The following is a 23,351-nucleotide window of genomic DNA, read 5'->3' on the forward strand; positions in this document are numbered from 1 at the left end:
TTTTCTTACTTTCAGCTCCGGAATGTCTGTTATATGTACAGCTCTCTTTCCCGGGACTCTTTCTATTGACGTTTCCAGAAGCTGGAAGGTTGCAGTGAAATAGGAGGGAAGACATACTTATTTTGTATTTTTTTCAAATAGGCTGGAGTACGACAAATACCCTCTATTCATAATGAATGAGGGTAATGTTCTGTTCGGACAAGCTCCACCTTGCTGAACAAGTGATTCATTTAATATTGCTGTCCATTCACTAGCAAAGGAGGTGAATCCTCATGGCAAAAGACGTAATGTGTATAAATGATGAGCTAAAGGAACCGTCCATGGTTCCTTCTTTTCTTTTTTTATTCTAACAACAATGAGAACTATTATCAAGTGGCTAATTATTTTAGCGGCTAACGACTCTCTCCCGTACGATAATGGCAGCCTGTACCATGTTGCGCAGTGCGCCTTCGGTTTCCGGCCAGCCACGTGTTTTGAGTCCGCAATCCGGATTAATCCAGAACTGCTCCGGCTCTAGCACTCGCAGGGCGCGGTCAATATTCGAGGTCATTTCTTCTACACCGGGTACGCGCGGGCTGTGAATATCATATACACCAAGGCCGATGCCTTTATCATATTCCTGCTCCTCGAAGCTGACAATCAGCTCCCCATGACTGCGTGAGGTTTCAATCGAGATTACATCGGCATCCATAGCCGAAATCGAATCGATCATATCATTAAATTCGCTATAGCACATGTGGGTATGCACCTGCGTGGTATCCTTGACATGATTCGTCGCAATACGAAACGACTTCACTGCCCATTGCAGATAATGCTCTCGGTCTTCAGCCTTCAAGGGCAGCCCTTCACGAATAGCAGGCTCATCCACCTGAATCATTTCTATGCCTGCACTTTCCAGCGCCAGCACTTCATGGCGCAGGGCCAGAGCAATCTGGTTCGCTACTGCTTCGCGGCTCAGGTCATCCCGTACGAACGACCAGTTCAGAATAGTAACCGGACCGGTGAGCATCCCTTTTACCGGGAGCTTCGTGAGGGACTGAGCATAGACGCTTTCTTTTACAGTCATAGGTTCAATAAAAGCAATATCCGCGTAGATTACCGGCGGTTTAACACAACGGGAGCCATAGGACTGGACCCAGCCGTTTCGTGTAAACAGGTAACCCGCCAGCTTCTCACCAAAGAACTCCACCATATCTGTCCGTTCGAATTCTCCGTGAACCAGTACATCCAGGCCCAAATTCTCCTGAAAGGTGATGGCTTCCTCAATCTGCTTGCGGATGAACAAGTCATAGCGCTCCTGATTCCAGACACCTTTGCGCCATTTCAGCCGGGCTTGGCGTACCTCCACCGTCTGCGGGAAGCTGCCAATGGTCGTTGTCGGCAGCAGAGGTAGCTGCCACTTCTGCTGCTGTACCTTGACGCGCTCCGCGAAAGGCAAACTGCGGTTATCCGGCAGAGCTGCAAGTCCGCGGACCTGCTCGGCCACATCCTGCCGAGCACGTTCTGGAAGGGCGCGAAAGGCAGCCAGCGCTTCGCGACTTGTGGCAAGTGCAGCGGCGGAAGCTTCCCCGCCACCTACAGCCGCACCGATCAAGGTTAGCTCGGCCAGCTTCTCATCGGCGAAGGCTAAGGCGTTCTTCACCGTCAGCTTCAGCTTATCCTCACCTTGTACCGTTACCGGCACATGCAGCAAACTCGAAGAGGGCTGTAGAATCAATTGGTCGAGGGCCACATGGGCAGCCAGCTTCTCCACGAGCTGCAGCTTGGCATCCAGATCTGAGCGCCAAATGTTGCGTCCATCAATAATGCCAGCCCCCAGCCATTTATCCTCCGGCCAACCTAGACGTTGAATGGATTCCAGGTTCGCTCCTCCATCATGTACGAAGTCGAGTCCTAAACCCTGCACCGGCAACTTAAGCAGCGCCTCCAGCGGTTCAGCAGCTTCGAAATAGGTCTGGAGCATAATATTCAAGCCCGGTACAGCAGCTGCTAGGGTCTGATAAATGTTCTCCAGCAGGCTTTGGTCTTCTTCACTTAACCCGCTAACTATGGCTGGTTCATCGATCTGAACCCAAGCTACACCTTCTGCCTCAAGCTCTTGCAGCAGTTGCACATACACGGGAAGAAAACGCCCGGCAACGTCGGCAATATCAGTCGATGGGAATCCCTTGGACAGCTTTAAGAAGGTATACAGTCCTACAATTACAGGTTTGCCTTCAATCCCCGCCTGCTCTTTGGCGAAACGGTAGGCAGCCAGCGGTTTATTCTCGGTCAGGCGCGGCGTCTGCCGGCCAATTTCTGGAACGATATAATGATAGTTCGTATTGAACCATTTTGTCATTTCGCAAGCTGTGGCTCTCGTATTGCCGCGTGCCATGCCAAAATAAAGTTCAAGTGGGATGTCGCCACCCTCATAATCATAGCGTGGAGGTACGATGCCGAACATAACCGCCGTATCCAGCACATGATCATAGAAGGTAAAATCATTGACCGGAATAAGCTCAATTCCCGCTTCCTTTTGGGTCAATAAATGCTGGAGCTGGATCCCTGCCATTTCGGAACGAAACGTGGCTTCATCCGTCTTGCCGGACCAGAACGCTTCCAGTGTCTTTTTCCACTCCCGGTTCTTGCCGATTCTCGGGTAGCCGAGATTACTTACCTTCACCTTGTTCGTCATAATCGCAACACTCCTTCTCTCCATCTCTATTTAGGCCATTGATTCGTTCAATTCAAACTAAAAGGGCGTCTCTCCCTACAAAAGTCATAGGGAAAGACGCCCATCCTATACCCATGGTTAACGTCTAACACTTCCCTATATCCCGTAGGAAAAGCAGTGCTGTGAAACAGGCAGGTCTCCTGGCTAACGGCTTCAGCATCCTTAGCAGTCTTCCCGGCAAGTCGTAAACTGCCAGTGACTATAGTTGCTAAGAACTCTTCCGTTACAGTGGCGGGTCCGCGTCGGTTTCACCGAACTTCCCTTTTAAGCTGACCGGCAATACTACATTCCCGGCAAGCACCTGTCTCCAAATATCAAATATTTAATACGATGTCTTGAATCTGATGTCATCATACTGTAAGCTCTAGCCGCTCCGCAATAGATTCGCAGGGGTTCGCCCTATAACAATTACCTATACCGGAGTAGGAAAAGCCCGCTCTATATCATCTCAACCGCCAGTATCGTACCCAGCTGGATCACTATCCTGAACGTATTCTAAACGATAGCTTTGATAGTCATGTGCTACGCCGTGTCTTGTCCACCTTAAATTTAGGTTATAAGCAAAAGATATAATCCCAACAAAAAAAGCCAACCAGAAACTCTGGCTGACCTTGATCTTAGTATATCCACGAAATAGCAACTGATACATGTGCTATTCCAATTATCTTATATTCTGCGCCTTGCCGAGTGTTGGCTGAATCTTTGGCATCTTTGCCAGCTTCGGCTTGCCCAAAGAAGTAGTTAACGTAATAACATAGCCGGCTACGACTACTGCAATTACCGTATACAAAGTTTCCTTGAGAGGCATATAAAAGAGTGATAACGCCAGAACAATTACATCCATCAGGATGAAAACCGTCCCTACCTTAATTCCTTTCCATTCACTGATCAGCAGCGACAAAATATCATCTCCGCCACTTGCTCCACCGCCACGCAGGACTAACCCTGCTCCTAAACCTGTAAGTACACCAGACAACAACGCCGCAAGCGGCAAATTATCCTGCAGATTAATGACCAAACCGGAATAACGTTCCATCAGTCCATAAAAGATTGTAAAGGCTGCTACAGACACAAATGTATTGCAGACGAACGCTTTCCCTTTGAATAGCATAGCGACCAAGAGTACTGGTATGTCCAGCACAAGAATAGAAATGGAAGGCGAAACCCCTAATACATATTTGCCGAGCAGCGACAAACCTACGAACCCGCCCTCGGTCAAATGATTCTGATAATTAATGTGGTAATAAGCAAATGCAAGCAAAAATGTTCCAAACAAAATGACTGTCAATCGGAGCAGATAACTTACTCCGTTGTTGTGGTTCCTCATACAGGTCTCCCCTTATCGTATATGGCGGCTAGACGTCCCACCAACCTCTACGACAGGTTATACCGGAGGTGTTGCTCCTTCGCATACAATACTCCCTTTCCCTCGTAGAGATGGTCTCGTCAATTAACGGTACACGCACCTTCTACAGGGAAGCTAAGTATAAGACAGATCATAACGTTTCCAAATCGTCCTTTGGGGAATCGTCCTTCGGGGACACATGGTATCCTGATCCTTTCTCTAATTTAATAAGTTCTAAGTACATTATACCACGCTGAACTCCTTCTCTAAACCCTTTTACATAAAAAGTGATCATTTTACACAGAATTGCGCAACAGCCTGTTGATCGTCTCACGTCTCACACCAATTAATTGTCCAATTTCTTCCTGGGTTAATAGGTCTGTTAGCGAAGTACCATGTGCATAGTCATTAAACCAGCGGGTCAGCAGCTCCATCCGCTCACCTGGGGTTCCGACTGTAAGGTGATCAAGCCGCGTCTGCATGAAGCGCACCTTCTCCTGAAGCAGGATCGCAATTTCCAGCGCTTTACCCGGTTCTTCACGCAGCTGTCGATACCATTCCGCAGCCGAAATCGTCTCTACCTCACTCTTCATCATAGCAACCGCTGTTCCATGCGCCTCCTTTGGCGTAATCAGAGAATGATGGGGAACCGTCTCTCCAGGATATAGAATGTTGAACAACACCATATTCCCGTTCTCATGTAGTCTCGTTACCTTGAACAGCCCGCTTTTGACCTGATACAGGAACTCGCAGCCGTCACCTTGCCGGAACAAGACCTCCCCTTTGTGCAGTATCATCTCGCCCTCTCCTTTGCCTTCTCGTTATATATATTTTTAATTATACAAAAATAAACCTGCAAAATGGAGTTTATTCCAAATTGCATGGATGTACCCGTCCAAAAGAAGAGGGATGTCCCAAAGCCATTTGCATGGCTTATAGGACATCCCCGGAAATTGTTAAGTTAGATATTTTCAGAACAGGATACTTACATATTTTTGAGAATATCGATTAACTCCTGCTTGGTGCTTGCATTTAGCAGCGACTCGCGGAATTCATCATGGATCAGCTTGCGGGACAGCGCTACCAGAATCTTCAAATGCTCATTGCCAACGTTCTCTTGAGGCACAGCGATTAGAAACACAATAGATACAGGCGTGCCATCTAGGGAATCCCAGTCGGTAGGCTCGCTCAAACGGGCTAAGGCCAGACCTGGTTTTGCAACGCCGGAAGATTTGCCGTGTGGGATTGCCACTCCAAAGCCGATGCCGGTAGAACCGGTAGCTTCACGAATAAGCACATCACGCACATATTGCTCGGCATCTGTTACCGAACCGGAGAGCTTAAGCCCTTCAGTCATCTGGGCAATAATAGTCTCTTTAGTCCCTGTCTCCAGGGGCAGGAATATCGTTTCTTCCGTCAATAGTTCATGAATATTCATTTAGTGCCAACTCCAATCGCAGGTTTATTTCTTTTGAACAGATTGACCAAGAGCGCAGTTACGACAGTACCGACTACAATAGCAAGCAGGTACATCATCGGCTGACCGATCGCATTGGGAACTGCCAGAACGAAGATGCCGCCATGCGGTGCACGAAGTGTAGCATCAAATACCATGGACAGTGCTCCAGTCAGGCCAGAGCCAATCATAAATGCTGGAATGATGCGCAGTGGATCAGCAGCTCCGAATGGAATGGCACCTTCAGTAATAAAGGAGAGCCCCAGGATGGAAGCGGCCTTGCCAGCTTCGCGTTCTTCAAGGGTAAATTTCTTTGGAGCCAATACGGTAGCCAGCCAGATGCCAAGCGGCGGAGTCATTCCTGCAGCCATTACAGCAGCCATAGGGCCATACACACCACTTGCCAACAAACCTACAGCAAAGGTATAAGCTGTTTTATTAAAAGGTCCACCCATGTCGATTGCCATCATGCCGCCCAATATGGCGCCTAGCAATATTTTATTACCCGAACCGATATTTTGCAGCCAAACGGTCAAAGCGTCCATCAAATCTTTAATCGGGGTTCCGATAACATAAATCATAAGCATACCGATGATAAATACCGACAGTAACGGCACGATAAGCAGCGGTTTCAGACCTTCCATCGATTTCGGCAGCTTGATATATTTGATCAGATATCTGACGATATAACCAGCCAGGAAACCGGCGAGAATGCCGCCTAGGAAGCCAGCACCAAGGTCTTTAGATAACATACCACCCACAAGACCGGCAGCCAGTGCAGGTTTACCACCGATGGAAAAGGCGATGAATGCTGCCAGAATGGGCACCATAAGTCCCATCGCTGCGCCGCCGATTTGCAGTAGGTTGGCGAAAAAGGTTCCTTCTTCCGGATTAAGCTTAAAGAAGGACAAGGCGATCAAGAGACCCCCAGCAACTACCAGCGGCAGCATATGGGATACACCATTCATTAGATTTTTGTAAAATGAATTTTCGGAACGTTCGCTGCTACCAATGGATGATCCGCCTTGTGGAGCTGCTGAGGCTGTTGAAGCCTGCAAAGCCAAAGCCTGATCAATCAGTTGGCCAGGAATTTTGATCCCTTGGGCAACAGCAACCCGCACAATTGGTTTGCCAGCAAAGCGCGCTTCATCCACATCTGTATCTGCTGCAATGATGATGGCATGAGCTTCAGCAATTTCCGCTGCGCTCAGTTCATTCTCAATACCGATTGCGCCCCGTGTCTCTACCTTGATTGGGACATTTTTTTCTCCTGCTGCCTTTTGCAGAGATTCAGCCGCCATATAAGTGTGGGCGATTCCGGTGGGACAAGCTGTAACCGCTAATAGTTTTTTCATTTAATATTCCTCCTGCGAGCGTTTTTATAACCCTCTATACTTCAATGCTTGTAATCCCAACGTCTTGCAGGCGGGCAATAACCTCTTCGGGGCCGCAGACTTGGGTCCCCGGTTTGGAGGCGGTTACACTGCCGGCTGCTGTAGCCCAGCGAAGTGTCTCGGTAAGACTGCGCCCGTGAATTAAGCTTGAGGCAATCGCTGCTACCATCGAATCTCCGGCGCCTACGGTGCTTTCGGGCTTAATACTAAATGGACGGGCTCGAATGGCTTCATCCTTACTGACGGCTACACTGCCTTCGCCCCCCATGGAGACAATGACCCAATGCGTTCCTTCGGCAATCAGCTGTCGTGCGGCTCGAACAATCTCTTGTTCAGTCGCAAGTGTGGCACCAACCAGCTGTTCCAGCTCATGAATATTCGGTTTGATTACATCCGGTCCAGCCTTCAAGCCATATCTCAGCGCGTCACCATCAGCATCCAGAATGGTCTTAACTCCTTTACTCCGGGCAGACTCAATTAACAAGGCATACTCTGAAGACTCTATTCCCGGAGGAACACTGCCTCCCAGCACGAGGATGTATGCCTCTTCAAGCAGCAGATGTAATGCCTCGTGAAAAAGAGTTCGCTCAGGCTCCGATACAGTACCCCCACGTTCATTAATCTCTGTCGTGACCTGAACATTACTGTCTACTACTTTGAGGTTCATTCTCGTCTCTGCCAGCGTTTCCGTAAATGAATGCCGGATATCTTCCTGCTCCAGCCGTTCGAGGATCAGCTTGCCAGTGTGTCCACCGATATAACCTACTGCAGTTACCTCTTCGTGAAAGCCCTTCAATACTTTAGCAACGTTAATTCCCTTGCCGCCCGCATCACTGCGGATATCGTTGACTCGATTCAGTCCGCCAACCTCCAGACCGTCAATCGTTACTGTTTTGTCTAAAGCCGGATTCAAGGTAACTGTGATGACTAATTTCTTCATGATAACCTCCTCTGCTTCACACCAGCGTGAAGTCAACGCCTAAGCTTGTAATCCCCCGAATAAAGCTCTCTGGTACGCCGGAATCGAGAATGCAATGATCCATTTCCGTCAGATCTGCTACCTTGCAAAAAGAGATCTGGCCAATCTTACTGTGATCAGCAAGCAATATTACCTGCTTGGCAACAGCAATCATCTTGCGCTTCGTGGCCGCTTCCAGCATATTCGGTGTGGTGATGCCTTCATGTAAATCCAATCCGTTGGTGCCGAGAAATGCTTTATCCACCCGCACCATATCGAGAGAACGTTCGGTCATCGGCCCTACAAAAGCCATCGTATCCGGCCGCAGCATTCCACCTGTGATGGAGACTTCAATATTCCGGCAATCCTTCAGCTCATTCAGAGCCATGATCGAATTGGTGATTACCTTGATATTGGAGAAGGACTTTAGCTCTCTGGCAATCTGCAGGGTCGTGGTTCCTCCATCCAGCAGGATGGCATCGCCCTCACGGATCATTTCCACAGCCTTGCGGGCAATCCGCAGCTTCTCATCGAGGAAACGGTCTTCCTTGTCCGGAATGGCTGCCTCAAAGTTAACGCTTTGCATGGAGACTGCCCCGCCATGTGTGCGCTTTAGCAACCTCGCTTCTTCTAGCTCCTTAAGATCTCGGCGCACTGTAGATTCAGAAACACCCATTTTCTGACTAAGTTCCTGAACAGAGCCTCGTGAATGCTGTTCTACAAACTGCACGATACTCCGCTTTCTTTCTTCCTCAAACTGCACCGCGTTCCCCTCCTTCTATAGGTTAGCGCAGCACTGAAAAGGTTTCTTAGGGCTTGCGCATATCTATATATTATTATGACCGAATAATGATCATCTTAGTTTTAATGATGATCGTTAATGACCACTTATGCTCATTTATGATTGTAACAGCGTTTTCATTCCCTGTAAAGCGCTTTTATAAGAAAATATAAATCCACAAAAAAGAAGAAGATCCCTACTGCCCTTAAGGCCAATAAGGATCTTCTCCGTATAAGTACCACCAGAAAGAAATTACGTCCCAACTGCCTATTTCATCTTCAGTGTTTATAACATATTTTATTATACATAAAGGGGAAAGTGGGTGAGTAGGAGATGGCCGATAAAAAAAATAGCAATCCATTAGAACCTGAAGAATTAAGCGCTGAAGATTATGCCATCATTGCTGCCGGGCTGACTGCTCTGGGTGATTTTTTCGCCTTTTTGTCACTGATGAAAGCAAAAGAGATCGCCAAGCAAACTGGAGGAACTACTGATATTATACCTGCACTCTTCATCCGGTCCAGAAACAAAAAGCCTACTCGAAAATCCCGCTAATTCTATTGTTCACATAGATTCAAGCGGAACTGCATGATGCTTATTAAAAAGAGAACTTACCCGCTTAATTTTCTCTTGTTCTAACGCAAGCATCACGATGATATGTTCTTTGTTTACATGCCGCGCGTAACCTTCGGCATCTCTCTGGGGAATACCCACTCCCATAAGGCTTACGGTTAATCCATCCAAAGCTGTATCCTCATCTAAACTTGCTCCCGCCAGTTTATGTGCTGCAGGTCCCGCTGCGACAGCCGTATCAGGCAGCATATTCAACCCAACAGCAATCTCCTTGGCTGTTCCGAACAATCCCCCGTTGCCTATCCCGACTTCAGGTTTGCCAATACCGGAATCCTTGCTGATCTGCTCCACGATATTTTTTTGCTTCGCCAGCACAGTTATCTTCTTGGGGTTGATTCCACTCCCCTGCAATGCCTTGATGGCCAATGTTGCGTCACTCCGATGTCCGAATATTCCTAGAATTAACACAGTCACTGCGCATCCCTCCTGTTAATGCGGTATTAACCGTCACATCCACAGGTTAAACCGCCGTGAATAAGGTTATAAAGATAGAGCAAGGTTTAGTATAATAGTAGAACACATTGATTCAAAAGATGTTATACATAATCTATGAATCTTACAATCAGGAGGTGCTGTGATTGCTGCAAAGTAAATATTTTCGGACAAGTCTGGCTATAATCTCTTTTTTACTTATTCTGTTCTTGGGCTCCAAAGTTATTTTTCTATTCACACCGTTGGTTGAAATCTTCAACCTGCTGCTCGTGCCTATGATGCTGTCTGGCTTCATGTACTATCTATTGCGGCCGCTCGTTAGTCTGTTAGAGAAGAAAAAGCTGAACCGCGCCGTCTCCATTCTACTAATCTACATTGTGTTCGCCGGATTATTTGTGCTCTTCTGGGTGCTGGTCTGGCCGACCCTGCAGGAACAAATTCAAAACTTCATTGATAATACCCCTTATCTGGTCCAAGGGCTCCAGAATCAGTTCAACAAACTGCAGGACAACCCAGCGCTATCACGCTTTTTCAAAGGGGATTCCGATCTGGCGACCCGGCTCTCAGGATATTTGAATGATGCCATCACCTGGGTAACCAATTCCATGTCCAATCTGATCGGTGTTATTTCCAGTATTGTAGTGATCATTGCCACTTTGCCGATCATTCTCTATTACATGCTGAAAGATGGCCATAAGCTATCGCCTATACTTCAGGGGCTGATTCCTAAGAAGTATCGTAGAGAAGGACAGGATATGCTGAAGGATATTGACAGTGCACTCAGCAGCTTTATCGTTACACGAGTTCTGTTGAATGTCGTTCTTGGTACCCTGCTGTATATCGGCTTTCTGTTCATTGGATTGCCTTATTCATTACTGCTTGCTTTAATCTCAATCCCACTTAACTTTATTCCTTATGTCGGATCTCTGCTCGCTGCCGTCCCTGTCCTAATTGTAGGCTTTATTGAATCTCCTTCCATGGCTTTATGGGCGCTTATCATTATCGTAATTGCGCAGCAGATTCAAGATAATGTGCTTTCCCCGATTATTTACGGCAAATCGCTGGATGTGCATCCATTAACCACGGTTGTTCTCGTGCTAATAGGCGGAGATTTCTTCGGAATCATCGGGGTATTGATCGCACTTCCGGTCTACATGATCATCAAGATCATTTTCGTGCGGATCTATGAGATTATTGTTGCGGAGCGGGTCGAAGAGGTACCGGAACAAGTGCCAGTCACTACAGAAGAACCACTATAATGGATTGATAGTGTCTACTATATAAATTGAACTTAAGATTTCCCTAAACCGGCTTTAATCGTAACTGCGGTGAATGTTTGGACTTCCGGCCGCTGTTATCCTCTGATTTCCTGATTTGAACCGCTGATAGCGGTAGAAATCCGAGGATAAAGGCGGTCGCTACGCTCCTACAGTTCCAAAATTCCCCTCCGTTACTTTTGCCTTTTCTTATATTTTTAGTTCAACAGATATAGATATACAAAGGGGCTGTCTCAAAAGTAGATATTTTTGAAGAATGAGGTAGATTTTTGTACTTCAAAGCCTTGAAAGCAAAAAAACGAGCCAGTCTCCGGTTATGGAGACTGGCTCGTTTTCGTTTTTGATTCGTAGTGGCCTGCTTTAGCAGGTTATGGGCAAGCGAAAGCCACCCGACTTCTAGCGTCACTTTTGACAACCCTCGAAGCAGGAAACGCCGGTATCCCCGGTTGTTCTTCACTTGCCCAAACCGCTAAGGGGAATTCAAAAAATCTGGACACAACAGCGATTGGAGCAACGGTTCGTTCGCGGAGCGTCCTCACAAGCACAACCGTTTATCCTACTCCAAAAACATGGGGTGTCCCAAGCAGCCATTTCATGGCTTCTGAGACAGCCCCTTCTTTATGTTCCCTGACTCTGTTCATGTTACCCCCGCAAGGAACGGACTACAAATAAATGTGTCCCCTTCAGCAGATTCTGACCATCCTGAAGGGTAACCGTCCCTTTCGTATGCGACACAATTGTGGTATCAAAGGCAAGCAATAGATCGTCCTTCCAGACGCTTACCGCTGATTTGAAATATACTGCATTATCGAATTGCTGCCGTTCTCTCATGATGTATCCAATGGAATGTAGTACTGGGGGCAGTGCTCTCTCCCTGGGCGCCAATGCCTTGATGAACACAATGTCACGAAAAGGAACAGCAATTTCCTGATGGCCGATGACCGCAATTCTGGTCGAAGAGTCCCATTTACGCAGTACGCCCTTCATGATCGTGTAGGGCCTTACACCGCAGTACATTATGACCGGTTTGCCCACCCAATGCCTCATTAGCTCCACCCCCTTCGCTGTGTACAAGCTTTCCTAATCGTTCGGTATCGTCCAATTTACATCCTTCAGACCACGAGATTCCAAAAATTGATTGGCCTTGGAGAACGGCCGACTGCCCAAGAATCCACGGTGTGCTGAAAGGGGGCTTGGATGCGGAGACTGAATGACTTGATGCCTGCTACTATCTATGTAGGCCCCTTTTTTCTGCGCATAGCTTCCCCATAATATAAAAACTAACGGTACGGTACGTTCATTCAGCTTTCCCATAATGGCGTCTGTAAATGTCTCCCACCCCAGTCCTTTATGCGAATTAGGTAAACCTTCCCGAACGGTCAGCACCGCATTGAGCAGCAGAACACCTTGCTCTGCCCAATGAAGCAGCGAACCATGGTTCGGAACCGGCACACCGATATCCTCCTTAAGCTCCGTATAAATATTGCGCAAAGATGGAGGAATACGTACACCCGGCTTCACCGAGAAGCTCAAGCCCTGAGCCTGCTCCGCACCATGATAAGGGTCTTGGCCTAAAATAATGACTCTTGTCTCGCTATACGGCGTCAGCTTGAGAGCTGTAAAGAGTAAATCCTTAGGCGGATACACCGTATGTTCCTTGTACTCCCTTGTTAAGGCTAGGCGTAGCTCTTGAAAATACGGTTTTTGCATTTCATCAAACAATACCTCGTCCCAATCATTGCCGAATATCGCCGTGCTTGCTTGCTTATTTGCGTCCATAATCTGCTTTGATCTCTCCCCACACTTTTGTCTGCCATTTCAACAGCTTATTGTCGTAGGTATTATTCTGCAGCCAGCTTACCGCCCGGTCGATCAGCAGCCAGATTTCTGCAGTCGAAGCATCCCGCGCCAAGGTTGTAGCCACTTGTTTCTGCTTCACCCATTTCATCGCATTCACGGAATCACTGTACACTGTTTTACTGCTGCCCTCTTTCTTCAGAAGCGCCAAAGCATGCACAATAGCCAGAAATTCACCAAGATTATTTGTACCTTTACTAATTGGACCACAAGAGAAAATAAGCTCTCCAGTCTTAGTATCTACACCCTTATATTCAACCGGACCTGGATTGCCCCGCGTGCCTACATCTACAGAAATGCTGTCATAATCGATCTCTGCTGAAGTTTCTACAGCCGCGCTCCGCTTAAACGAACTGCCCACGGTAGACTTGGCTGCACCTGAACCTGCGGTACCTGTGCCCCAATTGCCTTTCCAGCCTGCCTTATAGGCCGTTTCCGCTGCCGTTTTAGATTCATAAGATTTATATTTAGCCCCGGTATAATGATCCGTCTGTGCCTGGCAGTCAGCCCAAGTACTGTAAACTCCCGGTTGTTTACCTTCCCATACTACATAATATTTCTGCTTAGCCATAAATACAGCTCCTTTTCTACCCCAGCTCAAAGGATTATTGTAATCCAAACGGCGCTATTATTGAAGAAGAATTTCACCGGATAATTACTACCTTCAGGATGCATACTATTTATAGACTTCAATCTAAAATGGCAAGTGTGGTGTCAATGATACCGTCCAGCTTCTGCAGATCCGATGTTGTCTTGACCATTACACGCAAGCCCACCAGTGCATTATGCAGATAAAAGGAAAGAACGAGTGGCGAATACTGTCCAGAAATTTCTCCATTCTCTTGACCATGCTGCACTAGTTGCTCCAAGAGTCGCTCATTACTCATAAAGCTCTGATTGACCTTAGCCACCGCAATGGGATCATGATTGGATAACTCAACCGCCGTATTCACAAACAGGCAGCCTTTAGGCTCTGCATCATCCTTGTGAACAGTTGTTTCGAACAACAGCCGAATGGCTCCTTTGGCGGAGGGTAGTCCTTGAACCCGCTCTTCCATTTTCGCTGAGATGATTTCGGTATAACGTTCCATTACTTTCATATATAAAGTGTGTTTGTCTCCGAAGGTATCGTACATGCTTCTCTTATGAATACCCATACCGGATACCAGATCCTGCATAGATGTTTTCTCATAGCCTTGCTGCCAAAATATCGTCATCGCTTTACCGAGAACGGTATCTATATCAAACTCTTTACTTCGAGCCATTATGATCATGCTCCTTTCCAGTCCTATTTTAACATTTATAGAACGATCGGTAAATAAAATTGAGCTACTATGAAATAAATCACTTTTATTCTGCACTAATCATTCTATATTAATTTTAAAGAATATTACTACAACTTAAGGAGGACATATCAATGAAAAAGCTGGCAGCTTTAGCAGCAGTATTCATGCTTGTGATGTTGATTGGGTGTGGTAACAATAATAATAATGGGGCAGCAGCAAATCAAAACGGAGCAAATGCAAATACAGACTCCAATGCCAACGGCAATGCAGACCAGCCTACGGACGCAGTGACATCAGCATCCGTAGTTGATAATGAGGCAAACTTCAAAAAAGCAATCAGTAAAGAAGGTACCTGGATTATAGCCACTCTAAAGGATTTAACTTTCAGCGAGGACCTTGTTCTAGATGGACAATTTACGAACAAGGATGAACCGGCCCGGAAGATTGCGCTATATTCACAGGATGCGGACCACAATATTACAGCTTCTTTCACACTCACTGCTCCGAAGATTACCATTAAAAGCGAGAATGCCCGTATTCAAGGTGGTACCTTTGTCGGAGATGTTTATGTAGAAGCCAAGGGATTTCAGGTAGTCAATGCAACTATTCAAGGGAATGTATATTTCGCTAGCGATGAATTCCAATCCACGTATAGCGCTGCGGATCAAGGGAAGGTTACGGGAGTTACGGAAGTTCAGAAATAAATCAAGCTTCAAAAAAGGTGTTCTGAGGTCGATAAGACGAAAGGACACCTTTTTTACTGTGTAGTATAGAAAAGAGGCACAAGAATGAACTCTCGCAAAACTTTTTTTATAGGATTGATTTTATTATTCATCATTACAGGCTGCAACAGCAAGCAAACTCAGAAAACACCGGAATTCCGAATCCAAACCGGACATGATCTAACCATATTCACTACAACGGATACCCACTATTTATCCAAAAATCTGACCGATCGCGGACCTGCCTTCCAGAAATTCCTCGCTGCCGGTGATGGTAAGCAACTGGGGTATAGTGATGAGATGATTAGTGCCTTCGCCAACGATATCCAAATTCAACATCCGGATGTTGCCATTATTAGTGGAGATCTAACGAATAACGGAGAGAAGCAGAGTCATCAGGATCTGGCAAAACAACTAGAGGCCATAGAGAGCAGCGCCGGAACCCGTGTATACGTCATTCCCGGCAATCACGATCTGCTTAATCCGTGGGCCAGAAAGTTCAAGGGTGATCACCAATACACCACAGAGTCCGTAGACGTTAAACAGTTTCGCAATATTTATAGCTCTTTTGGCTATGACGAGGCGTTATCCCAAGATAAGGACTCTTTAAGCTATTTGGTAGCCCCTTCTGATGATCTATGGCTGCTTATGCTGGATACGAGCCAGTATCTCCATAACCCCGAGCTTGGATATCCGCAGTTGGATGGACGGCTAACCTCTTCAACCCTGAAATGGATTGACGAATGTGGCGCACTCGCTGCGAAGAGTGGGGCGCAGATTGTGGCCGTCATGCATCATAGTCTGCTGGATCATAGCAAGCTCATTCAAGAAGGCTTCACGATTAATGATAATCAGAAGGTGATAGATGCTCTGCTGCGCAACGGGATTACTACAGCTTTTAGCGGACATATACATATTCAGGATATCAGCTATTATCAGCAGAAGAACTCGAAACAAATATATGATATAGCCAATAGTGCATTGTCTGTATATCCTCATCAATTTGGCATCCTGAAATATTCCGCTGCCAATCGAACGATGGATTATAGCACCTCTCCGCTGAACATGGAATTATGGGCGAAGACAAACGGCCTCAAAGACCCGAATCTGCTTCATTTCAACACATATAGTGAACAGAGCTTTGGCGATCTATCCTACAACAGAACCTATAAGCGTTTAACCGAGAACATCGCCTACGACAATTATACGGATCATGAACTGCAAGCCATGGCAGACACTGTAAGTCGACTTAATGAGAACTATTTTGCCGGAACAGCGAACACGGACAATGCGGCTGTCCTCTCATCTAACGGCTATCAACTGTGGATGGAAGCTCCTTCAGACGGTCTCAAAAGCTATGTGCTGCGGATGACTGAGCTGGAAGCAAAGGATAACCATCAGTTGCATATGCAGCTGCCTTAACTTCAATCATATCCGCCAGCCGTTACCGCGCGCAACAAAAAGCTCCTCTTCAAACCCTGTGAGTTCACAAGGCAGAAAGAGGAGCTTTTGCTGCATCAGCATTAATACTTATTCTAGCTTCAATACTACTGAAGCAAACTCGCGCCCGTTGACCAATAACGCAATTCGATGCTCCCCTGGATAATGTCGGCGAGTCGTCAGATCCGCCCAACGATGTGTCCGCCCAGCGCTTAGACTTGCACCACCGGGCACGGTTTTATCCGATAATAGGAACGACTTACGCGAGGTACGCCCACTGGCTTTCACGAAATCAATCCCATATTCGACACGGATGCGCACTGGATTGCCTTCGTGGATACGCAAAGCGTATTTCAGCTCGCAGCTCTCGCCAATTGAAAGTACGGACGGCTCTACTGTGAAGGAAGCGCTCGTGATCAGCGGTGTTTCGTCCGCCTGCTCCGCATAACCGAATAACGCCATCACCTCGGGATCGGTTTTACGAATCAAGGATCGGCAGCCATGCCGCACAATCCAGTCTGTATTTGCATTCACACCCTTCCAGCGGCGGGCAATGTCCAAGACAACCCCTGGATGATCCTTCGCAATATCATTCAGGTTGTTGGCGACGCTCTTGCGTACATAAAGCGACGGGTCAGCTTTCAGTTGCTCCAGCACAGGCAATACCGGAGTTGGGTCTTGCTTAAACATTGGAAGCGCCTGCCCCCACGGTAGCCGGGGACGGCTGCCCTCGCTCGCCAGCCGCCGTACATGCTCACTCGGATGTGTGGACCAGATTCCCATTTGGCGCATCATCCGCTCCGGTTCGCGCAGCAGAAACGGCCTCACGGCAAATTCAGCTGATGACTTCGTAGTGAACAGCTCGAACGCCTGCATGGACAGCTCCCAGTGTTCCTCTCCTTGACCATACACCTCTACAAAATCAGGAAAGAACAGATACGGGAAGCCCACACAGTCAGCTGCAATCTCCATCATGATCTCCATTGCCGCCTCGTACTGAGGTGGCAGATAACTTCCCAAGGACTCGGTGATCCGCCGCATTCTTTGCTTCAGCTCAAGCTTTTCCCAAGTTTCGTCTATTGCCAAGGCGATAAACCCATTGATATCGAACACGCTGTACACGGCGTTAACCTTCTCACCAAAACCGCGTAGAAATCCCTCATTGTACATCGCTTTTAAAGGCTCCGCCATGATCTGCTCCTCCTGCTGACTTGTGCAGCTATCAACGTTTATGTTGTCGGAATTGTTCCTCCGTCGATGACGTATTCACTTCCGATGATGGATGCTGCGCGATCAGACGCCAAGAAGGCAACCAGCTCAGCAACTTCTTCCGGTCGGCCGGGACGGCCCAGCGGGATACCACCAAGCGAATCCATCAGTGTCTGACGGGCAGCAGCATTATCCGTACCTGCGCTCTCCGCCAGCCGTTCAATCAACCGCTCCGCAGCGGTTGTCTCGATGAAGCCCGGTGCAACCGTATTGACCCGCACACCTAGTGGCGCAACTTGATTCGCCAGCCCCTTACTATAGGTGGTTAGCGCAGCCTTCGCCGCTGCATAGGCCAAAGTACTGTCATATAGCGGTTGACGACGCTGGATTGAGGTGATGTGAATGATTACACCTGCGCCTTGCTCCAGCATGGAGGGCAGCAATCCGCGATCCAGACGAACAGCGGCGAACAAGTTCGCATTAAAGTCATGCTGCCAGTTCTCTTCACTGAGGGCAAGGACTCCCCCTGCTGGCGCGGACGAACCGCCAACGTTATTGATTAATATATCTAAACCGCCGTAACGGCTTAACACCTCTCCAACTACTTTTTCCACACCTTCCGGAGTGCTAATATCTGCCTGGATGAACAACTCAGCAGCTTGTCCCTCCACAGGTAAGGAACGTGCGGTAGTAATCACCGTTGCTCCGGAACGGACAAACTTTTTGACAATAGCCTCTCCCATGCCCTTTGTTCCACCTGTAACCAAAATACGCTTGCCTTTAAATTCGTTCGTTTCGAACGGAGTTTCAACTGAAACATTCATCACTTATTCCTCCTAATTGATACTGAGATCTATCAAAAGAGTAGCATAGTGAACTAGACAGCTTTATGTCATATTGTTGTATTTAAACTTTCCTATGTAGCCAGATTTCATTCGATACACCCTTACTGCTTATAACTTCTCAACCTGCCCGGTCTTCAAATCAACAATCCAGCTCCTTGGATCGTTCCGTGAAATATAGACTGGCTTTCCGCTTGCATCAATACAATAGGATATTGGAATCGAAATCCCACAATTTCTATAAGACCCATCCGCATGACTTGTCCCGATAATCATCGTTTTGAACTTCATAGCAATCTTCGTGGCTGTATCGATCCATTCTGCGAACTGCTCTTCACTGAACATTCCCACACCTATCGGATGTGCAATAAAATCCAGTTGGTTGGCTTGTCCTTCCAGCCCCACCAATCCCTGCAAAATTTCTACGCACAACAAGTAACCAATCTGGAGATCATCCGCTTCCGCAACAGACGGGCTGTACAACAGTCCACCCATAGGCGATTTAGCACGCTCTAATATGATTGTGCCGGAGGGATGAATCATTAGTGCTCTGTCTTTCTGGTGGCGGTCCCTATATCCGGTTATCACCAGTTTCTTATACTGTTTGGCAATATCACATAGGATAGCAACAGCATTTTCATCTGCAACATACCCTTCCGGATACAACACAGCGTCAAATAATTCCTGCTGCTGCAGTTCTTCCAACAACTGCTCCAGACCTGTTTCATGCTTAGGTTGAGCTACAAGTAAACGCATAGAATCCCTCCAATTCGATCTACAAAACAGCTTCAATTAATAAGTTCCTTCACCTCTTCGATACTTCGTTTAGCTCTATGATTCAAGGACCGCTTATCCTTGACCTGAAGCTGCTCCAGCTCGTGACCGGGATCGATAATCAAAGGCTGTGAGATCACATCCTCAAGAATCTGCACCACAACTCGGCAGGCACTAAACAGCAGTTCCTTGGAGATTACTTTTTTATGGGAGCGGATGATCTCTACCAGCTTTTCTGCAAATATCAATCTAACGATGCTGTCAGCACTCATCATATTGCGTGAAGCAAATGAAGTCGCTTTATCTACAATCAGGCTGTCCTGATAATTTCTCGATAGAGTCTCCAAAGAAGCGATCGCATCCCAATCCTGTATGGACAACTGCTTCGCAAGCTCCACGACCACATCATTAAGCCATTCGATTTCGGTTTCTCTCATTATCTCGAATTCCTTATATTCCTCCAGAACACCTTCCCGGTGCATATTAAAAGAACTTCCTAAGAAGCGCGTATACAATTCCTTCGCTCTTTGTGTTGAATCTTCCATGTACCTACCACCTTGTCCTTCTCATTATCCATATCGTGCTGCAACACTCAAATCATATCCATTCATCCGTAACTTTTCAACCTCTACACTTGTGAACGAACTTATGAGTAATCAGCAGATAATACAAGGTCTGACTGCACTTTGTACAGTAGAATTAAGAGATCAAGCCTTCATAAACCAATCTAGTGTACTTTGTGCAACGAAAATCCACATATTGCCGCTTTGTCCAGCTACATCAGGGCCTATCTCTACCAATTTCAAGCTGATTAGTTCAAAGATTCAACAAGAATCTTAATTTTATTTTCTAATTCATCTATGCGACTACTGACATTCCGTTGTCAGTAGTGTTTTTGTATAATCTAGGTATCAGAAAGCAAAAAAAGATATTAACTGAACTTTGCTTAAAGAGATTACTGAGGAGAACTTACTATGGAAACTAATAACAATCCATTTATTTTTGAAACACCCCTTATTGAAGGTGTAATTTGCAGACGACGAAATCGATTTATTATGGAAGTTGAGGTTGACGGCGTAATTTTTGATTGCCATTGTCCCACTACAGGTCGTATTGGTGACATCGTTTTTCGTGATGTCCCATGCTTGCTTTCAAAAAGCAATAATTTATCAAGAAAGACCCTTTATACAGTGGAGGCCATTTCAGTTGATTTACCATCCAATGTAAATAAATCATGGATAGGAATCAATCAGAATGCAGCCAATAGATATGTAGAACATTTTATAAAAAGCGGCGAACTTTCTAGTATGGTGATTAATGGTGAAGCAATAAAAAGAGAACAAAAAGTAGGCAACTCCAAACTTGATTTTCTTGTAGGTAATACTTACATTGAGGTCAAAACACCTCTTACGCGATTGCAGGTCGAGGTTAAGGAACATATTGAAACTAAGAAAGGAAGCAGTTTCACCTCATTTGAACGATTCATAAAACACATAGGGGAATTGGCAAATAGTTTGAATGAGAATGACAAAGCAATCCTGTTAGTATGTTTCATCTATGATAGTTCTAAATATATTGGCTCTTCCAATGGGAAATATAGCAGCTATATCCGGAATTCCGTGCAATCAACAATAAACCAAGGGGTTGAAGTGTGGCAGGTTAACTTCAAAATAACCCCTACAGAAGTAAATCTCGTACGTTATTTTGAGACAACGAAAGATATTATGAATGTTTAATCCCAACAAGGGAAGTGCAACTTCAAATGAATAAAACAGAGCGTCTTGTAGTGATTGTGCTGGAATTACGGTGAAAAAAATTGCTGACAGCTGATGGGAACCGAGTAACTGTGCGAACTGTATCGCCATTCGGATTGGCACATGATGAGTAGAATGGCTGGCTGTTAGTTGCTTCCTGTGATCTAAGGGAAGATATTCGTCATTTTCGAGTCTCCTGAATCTAAAGAGGACGGTTACCTGTCACTTTTCGTGTCCGTCAACCGGAAGAATTGCTGACTTGGATTCTTGGATGGGGGAGAACGCTACTGACATACTGTTGGCAACAGAGGTCTTGTATAATCAAGATATACAAAATGAAAGCGAGGTTATTTACATGACTTTATAATGAAACGAATGGTGCACTGAAGATTGCAAAAGCTTATTTTGAGGCGATGGCGAATCGAGATGTTGAAAAGATTAAGACTCTCTCAGCTGATGACGTCAAATGTATCTCCCCTGCTGCGTTATGGTCATGCCGTATGGTCGCAAAACAATTTCCATTTACATGAATAGTGTACTGGCTGTTTCCTTAAAAAGATACCCAAGAGAGGTATCCAAATCTATCTGCGATTTTTTTGATTCATGTCAGTATTACGACTTAAACGAATAACATAAACAACCCCATATACAAAGGAGGACATTACATTATGTCAGCAATTGGACCCGATTTCATTTCACTTCAAGTGAGCAATCTTGAAGGCTCTGCGGAATTCTATCAAAACTATCTCGGACTGGTGCGATCACAGGCGGGACCACCTCATGCTGTGGTTTTTGAAACAAAGCCTATTGCATTTGCTCTTCGTGATCTATTGCCAGGAATAGAACTCGGTTCAGGTACTCAGCCAGGACTTGGTATCGCTCTGTGGCTTCATGCCCCTGATACGCAAGAAATCCACGACAAGCTTGTTGCAGCAGGCGTAAAGATTACATCTGCACCAATAGATGGACCATTCGGGCGAACCTTTACATTTGCCGACCCAGACGGGTACCTAATTACCCTTCACAGTAAAGCCTAATACGCAAATGTACCCAGCTTAATAATAGTGATCACTTCCTCTGTCACAGGGAGCCAAGTGATTATTACAACATTAAGACCGTGTTCGTAAAAGTGATATGCTCCCCCTACGGTAGACAGGTGAAATAATAAACCCTGTTACTGTGAGGGGAGTTTTTTCATGTCCACGAATTATCAAGTTAAGTGCAACACTTCTTCCTGTAACGATTCATGTTCTCACATCGCTGTTTTGGAGTTATCCTTAATTACCCGATTTACACAGGGTCGGTGAATCCCGTGTTTATTTAAGACATCTTATATAGTAGCTTGGTCTCGCTCAAAAGGGAGTCATCCAATACGATCGCCTTCTCTCGGTGCTCAGAGGTTAGCGTCTCCATGCGCGAGATAGTATCGCCGCTAAGTAACAGCAGAAATCGTCGCCAGGCAAAGCCGCTATGATTCAAAAAGCTGTAGACCGCATCCTTGCCGGGAAACATCGCCCCTTTCTTGCTTTCCAGCAGGCGGAACCAGTTCTTCTGATGAAATAAGAGCATGAACACGAGACGGAACAGAGCCGCACACGTGTAGCTGAATTTTTTCTTGAAACCCGCGCTGCGCAAGTGTCTCAGCACTTGCAGTTCCTGGAATGCCGGTTTAATTTCATTGGGCAGTTGAGCAAATGACGGTTGTTAGTCTCTCATAGAGAAGATACTCTTCTATGTGGTAGTGATTGTTCAACACCTTCACTTTACCAAACGAAGCGATGTTTGTGTATGGCGTCAAGTCACCTATTTAATCGACCTCAAATCTTTGCTCCAACTACTACTAAGTCAATTTTGACTCTGCGAAAGTTAAGTAAATTAACATTCACTTTAGCGAAGATCACAAAAGAACAGACTGTCGAACTAGTTCCGTCTGTCTGTACTTTAGTCATCTTAAATTATAGTAGGTAGTGTTCTTCTCTACCAGCTTTAGCTCCAAGTCACCAAATTACTGGTGTGAGTACGTATGGAATACCTATGAATGATGCCGCTAATTCATCAATCACAATAGCTATAAAGTTGTTATTAGACCAATAACAGACAAAATACTGTCTAATTCCATTTTTCTTTCAATAATTTATTTTTCACAAGCAACATCATTTGTGGTAAAATAATTCATAATATTTTAGGAATAATTCGAATTAATGTTGTTAAACGGAGGGGACCTAACTATGCCAAAAACCATTATACATAACAGTGACTTTTTTGTAGCAGCCTTATCACAAACCTTTATTTCTGCCCTACAGCTCGACCCTGACGGTATGTATATGCAGGTGGGTATTGGGATTGTTGAAAAGTTCTCCGATGAATCCGTCCGCCTCAAAAGATTCGACGGCTCGTATTCCCACTATGCCCGGGACATTACAAAATTCCAGACTAATAAGAGGTAATGAGCACAGCATTATCTTTTAAATAAAG

General features: G+C 46.0%; 24 protein-coding genes, 2 pseudogenes and 1 riboswitch. Of the genes and pseudogenes, 7 read left to right on the forward strand and 19 right to left on the reverse strand.

The genetic code is table 11. The annotated features are described in order from the left end of the window. Positions 1 to 385: 385 nt before the first annotated feature. The 7 genes from metE to GJB61_RS11500 form a co-directional block, all read right to left on the reverse strand. Positions 386 to 2,677, reverse strand: coding sequence for a 5-methyltetrahydropteroyltriglutamate--homocysteine S-methyltransferase (metE, locus tag GJB61_RS11470; RefSeq protein WP_154118632.1), 2,292 nt, complete (start codon positions 2,675 to 2,677; stop codon positions 386 to 388). A gap of 152 nt (positions 2,678 to 2,829) precedes the next feature. Next, positions 2,830 to 3,036, reverse strand: a riboswitch (cobalamin riboswitch). Between the two features lie 341 nt (positions 3,037 to 3,377). Beyond that, a complete protein-coding gene (locus tag GJB61_RS11475; protein WP_154118633.1) occupies positions 3,378 to 4,043 on the reverse strand; it encodes a YitT family protein in 666 nt (221 codons plus the stop codon). Positions 4,044 to 4,357: 314 nt separating this feature from the next. Then, positions 4,358 to 4,858: a Crp/Fnr family transcriptional regulator gene (locus tag GJB61_RS11480; RefSeq protein WP_154118634.1), complete on the reverse strand. Its 501-nt coding sequence runs from the start codon at positions 4,856 to 4,858 to the stop codon at positions 4,358 to 4,360. Between the two features lie 188 nt (positions 4,859 to 5,046). After that, the gene (locus tag GJB61_RS11485) at positions 5,047 to 5,499 is read right to left on the reverse strand and encodes a PTS sugar transporter subunit IIA (RefSeq protein ID WP_154118635.1); all 453 of its coding nucleotides are present in this window, start codon (positions 5,497 to 5,499) and stop codon (positions 5,047 to 5,049) included. After that, positions 5,496 to 6,872: a PTS fructose transporter subunit IIC gene (locus GJB61_RS11490; RefSeq protein WP_154118636.1), complete on the reverse strand. Its 1,377-nt coding sequence runs from the start codon at positions 6,870 to 6,872 to the stop codon at positions 5,496 to 5,498. The genes GJB61_RS11485 and GJB61_RS11490 overlap by 4 nt, the downstream gene beginning before the upstream one ends. A 34-nt stretch (positions 6,873 to 6,906) precedes the next feature. Further along, positions 6,907 to 7,851 carry a 1-phosphofructokinase gene (gene pfkB, locus GJB61_RS11495; protein WP_154118637.1) on the reverse strand — a complete coding sequence of 315 codons (945 nt, stop codon included), beginning with the start codon at positions 7,849 to 7,851 and terminating at the stop codon, positions 6,907 to 6,909. A gap of 16 nt (positions 7,852 to 7,867) precedes the next feature. Continuing rightward, positions 7,868 to 8,632, reverse strand: a complete 765-nt coding sequence (locus GJB61_RS11500; RefSeq protein ID WP_338115759.1) for a DeoR/GlpR family DNA-binding transcription regulator — start codon at positions 8,630 to 8,632, stop codon at positions 7,868 to 7,870. 351 nt (positions 8,633 to 8,983) lie between these two features. Here GJB61_RS11500 and GJB61_RS11505 point away from each other — a divergent pair, with 351 nt between their 5' ends. Then, the gene (locus tag GJB61_RS11505; protein ID WP_154118638.1) at positions 8,984 to 9,205 is read left to right on the forward strand and encodes a hypothetical protein; all 222 of its coding nucleotides are present in this window, start codon (positions 8,984 to 8,986) and stop codon (positions 9,203 to 9,205) included. Positions 9,206 to 9,214: 9 nt separating this feature from the next. On the opposite strand, the gene GJB61_RS11510 is transcribed toward GJB61_RS11505, so the two are convergent. Further along, positions 9,215 to 9,697, reverse strand: coding sequence for a general stress protein (locus GJB61_RS11510; protein ID WP_154118639.1), 483 nt, complete (start codon positions 9,695 to 9,697; stop codon positions 9,215 to 9,217). Positions 9,698 to 9,861: 164 nt separating this feature from the next. Between GJB61_RS11510 and GJB61_RS11515 the strand changes: the two genes are divergently transcribed. Then, positions 9,862 to 10,974, forward strand: a complete 1,113-nt coding sequence (locus GJB61_RS11515) for an AI-2E family transporter (RefSeq protein WP_154118640.1) — start codon at positions 9,862 to 9,864, stop codon at positions 10,972 to 10,974. Positions 10,975 to 11,344: 370 nt separating this feature from the next. Here GJB61_RS11515 and GJB61_RS32560 read toward each other — a convergent pair. The 5 genes and pseudogenes from GJB61_RS32560 to GJB61_RS11540 all read right to left on the reverse strand — a co-directional run. Further along, a pseudogene (locus GJB61_RS32560) lies at positions 11,345 to 11,458 on the reverse strand (transposase); the annotation flags it as partial. Positions 11,459 to 11,634: 176 nt separating this feature from the next. Further along, positions 11,635 to 12,039 carry a hypothetical protein gene (locus GJB61_RS11525; RefSeq protein WP_154118641.1) on the reverse strand — a complete coding sequence of 135 codons (405 nt, stop codon included), beginning with the start codon at positions 12,037 to 12,039 and terminating at the stop codon, positions 11,635 to 11,637. 33 nt (positions 12,040 to 12,072) lie between these two features. Continuing rightward, the gene (gene ung / locus GJB61_RS11530) at positions 12,073 to 12,741 is read right to left on the reverse strand and encodes a uracil-DNA glycosylase (RefSeq protein WP_338115785.1); all 669 of its coding nucleotides are present in this window, start codon (positions 12,739 to 12,741) and stop codon (positions 12,073 to 12,075) included. Between the two features lie 16 nt (positions 12,742 to 12,757). Beyond that, complete coding sequence (gene rnhA / locus GJB61_RS11535) at positions 12,758 to 13,420, reverse strand: ribonuclease H (protein WP_154118643.1); 663 nt, start codon at positions 13,418 to 13,420, stop codon at positions 12,758 to 12,760. Between the two features lie 118 nt (positions 13,421 to 13,538). After that, complete coding sequence (locus GJB61_RS11540; RefSeq protein ID WP_154118644.1) at positions 13,539 to 14,114, reverse strand: TetR/AcrR family transcriptional regulator; 576 nt, start codon at positions 14,112 to 14,114, stop codon at positions 13,539 to 13,541. 152 nt (positions 14,115 to 14,266) lie between these two features. Here GJB61_RS11540 and GJB61_RS11545 point away from each other — a divergent pair, with 152 nt between their 5' ends. Continuing rightward, the gene (locus GJB61_RS11545) at positions 14,267 to 14,839 is read left to right on the forward strand and encodes a hypothetical protein (protein ID WP_154118645.1); all 573 of its coding nucleotides are present in this window, start codon (positions 14,267 to 14,269) and stop codon (positions 14,837 to 14,839) included. An 84-nt stretch (positions 14,840 to 14,923) separates the two neighbouring features. Beyond that, positions 14,924 to 16,279 carry a metallophosphoesterase gene (locus GJB61_RS11550; protein WP_154118646.1) on the forward strand — a complete coding sequence of 452 codons (1,356 nt, stop codon included), beginning with the start codon at positions 14,924 to 14,926 and terminating at the stop codon, positions 16,277 to 16,279. A 108-nt stretch (positions 16,280 to 16,387) separates the two neighbouring features. Here GJB61_RS11550 and GJB61_RS11555 read toward each other — a convergent pair whose 3' ends face one another. The 4 genes from GJB61_RS11555 to GJB61_RS11570 all read right to left on the reverse strand — a co-directional run bounded on the left by GJB61_RS11555 (position 16,388) and on the right by GJB61_RS11570 (position 19,667). After that, on the reverse strand, positions 16,388 to 17,488 hold the full coding sequence (locus GJB61_RS11555) for a DNA alkylation repair protein (protein ID WP_154118647.1): 1,101 nt from the start codon (positions 17,486 to 17,488) through the stop codon (positions 16,388 to 16,390). A 38-nt stretch (positions 17,489 to 17,526) separates the two neighbouring features. Continuing rightward, positions 17,527 to 18,330 carry an SDR family oxidoreductase gene (locus GJB61_RS11560; protein ID WP_154118648.1) on the reverse strand — a complete coding sequence of 268 codons (804 nt, stop codon included), beginning with the start codon at positions 18,328 to 18,330 and terminating at the stop codon, positions 17,527 to 17,529. Between the two features lie 129 nt (positions 18,331 to 18,459). Next, on the reverse strand, positions 18,460 to 19,104 hold the full coding sequence (locus tag GJB61_RS11565; RefSeq protein WP_154118649.1) for a hypothetical protein: 645 nt from the start codon (positions 19,102 to 19,104) through the stop codon (positions 18,460 to 18,462). A 32-nt stretch (positions 19,105 to 19,136) separates the two neighbouring features. Beyond that, complete coding sequence (locus GJB61_RS11570; RefSeq protein WP_154118650.1) at positions 19,137 to 19,667, reverse strand: hypothetical protein; 531 nt, start codon at positions 19,665 to 19,667, stop codon at positions 19,137 to 19,139. A 429-nt stretch (positions 19,668 to 20,096) separates the two neighbouring features. Between GJB61_RS11570 and GJB61_RS11575 the strand changes: the two genes are divergently transcribed. Together GJB61_RS11575 and GJB61_RS11580 are read left to right on the forward strand one after the other, a co-directional pair. Then, a complete protein-coding gene (locus GJB61_RS11575) occupies positions 20,097 to 20,858 on the forward strand; it encodes a DNA/RNA nuclease SfsA (RefSeq protein ID WP_154118651.1) in 762 nt (253 codons plus the stop codon). Positions 20,859 to 21,544: 686 nt separating this feature from the next. Next, positions 21,545 to 21,913, forward strand: coding sequence for a VOC family protein (locus GJB61_RS11580; RefSeq protein ID WP_154118652.1), 369 nt, complete (start codon positions 21,545 to 21,547; stop codon positions 21,911 to 21,913). 304 nt (positions 21,914 to 22,217) lie between these two features. Here the strand turns inward: GJB61_RS11580 and GJB61_RS11585 are convergent. Both GJB61_RS11585 and GJB61_RS32160 read right to left on the reverse strand, forming a co-directional pair. After that, positions 22,218 to 22,562, reverse strand: a pseudogene (locus GJB61_RS11585) (IS4 family transposase); the annotation flags it as partial. Positions 22,563 to 22,693: 131 nt separating this feature from the next. Continuing rightward, positions 22,694 to 22,825, reverse strand: coding sequence for a hypothetical protein (locus GJB61_RS32160; RefSeq protein WP_267490799.1), 132 nt, complete (start codon positions 22,823 to 22,825; stop codon positions 22,694 to 22,696). A gap of 279 nt (positions 22,826 to 23,104) precedes the next feature. On the opposite strand from GJB61_RS32160, the gene GJB61_RS11590 reads away from it, so the two are divergent. Further along, positions 23,105 to 23,323: a hypothetical protein gene (locus tag GJB61_RS11590; protein ID WP_154118653.1), complete on the forward strand. Its 219-nt coding sequence runs from the start codon at positions 23,105 to 23,107 to the stop codon at positions 23,321 to 23,323. Positions 23,324 to 23,351 lie beyond the last annotated feature (28 nt).

This window comes from Paenibacillus monticola (assembly GCF_009664975.1).
In the GTDB taxonomy this organism is placed as follows: Bacteria; Bacillota; Bacilli; order Paenibacillales; family Paenibacillaceae; genus Paenibacillus_AQ; species Paenibacillus_AQ monticola.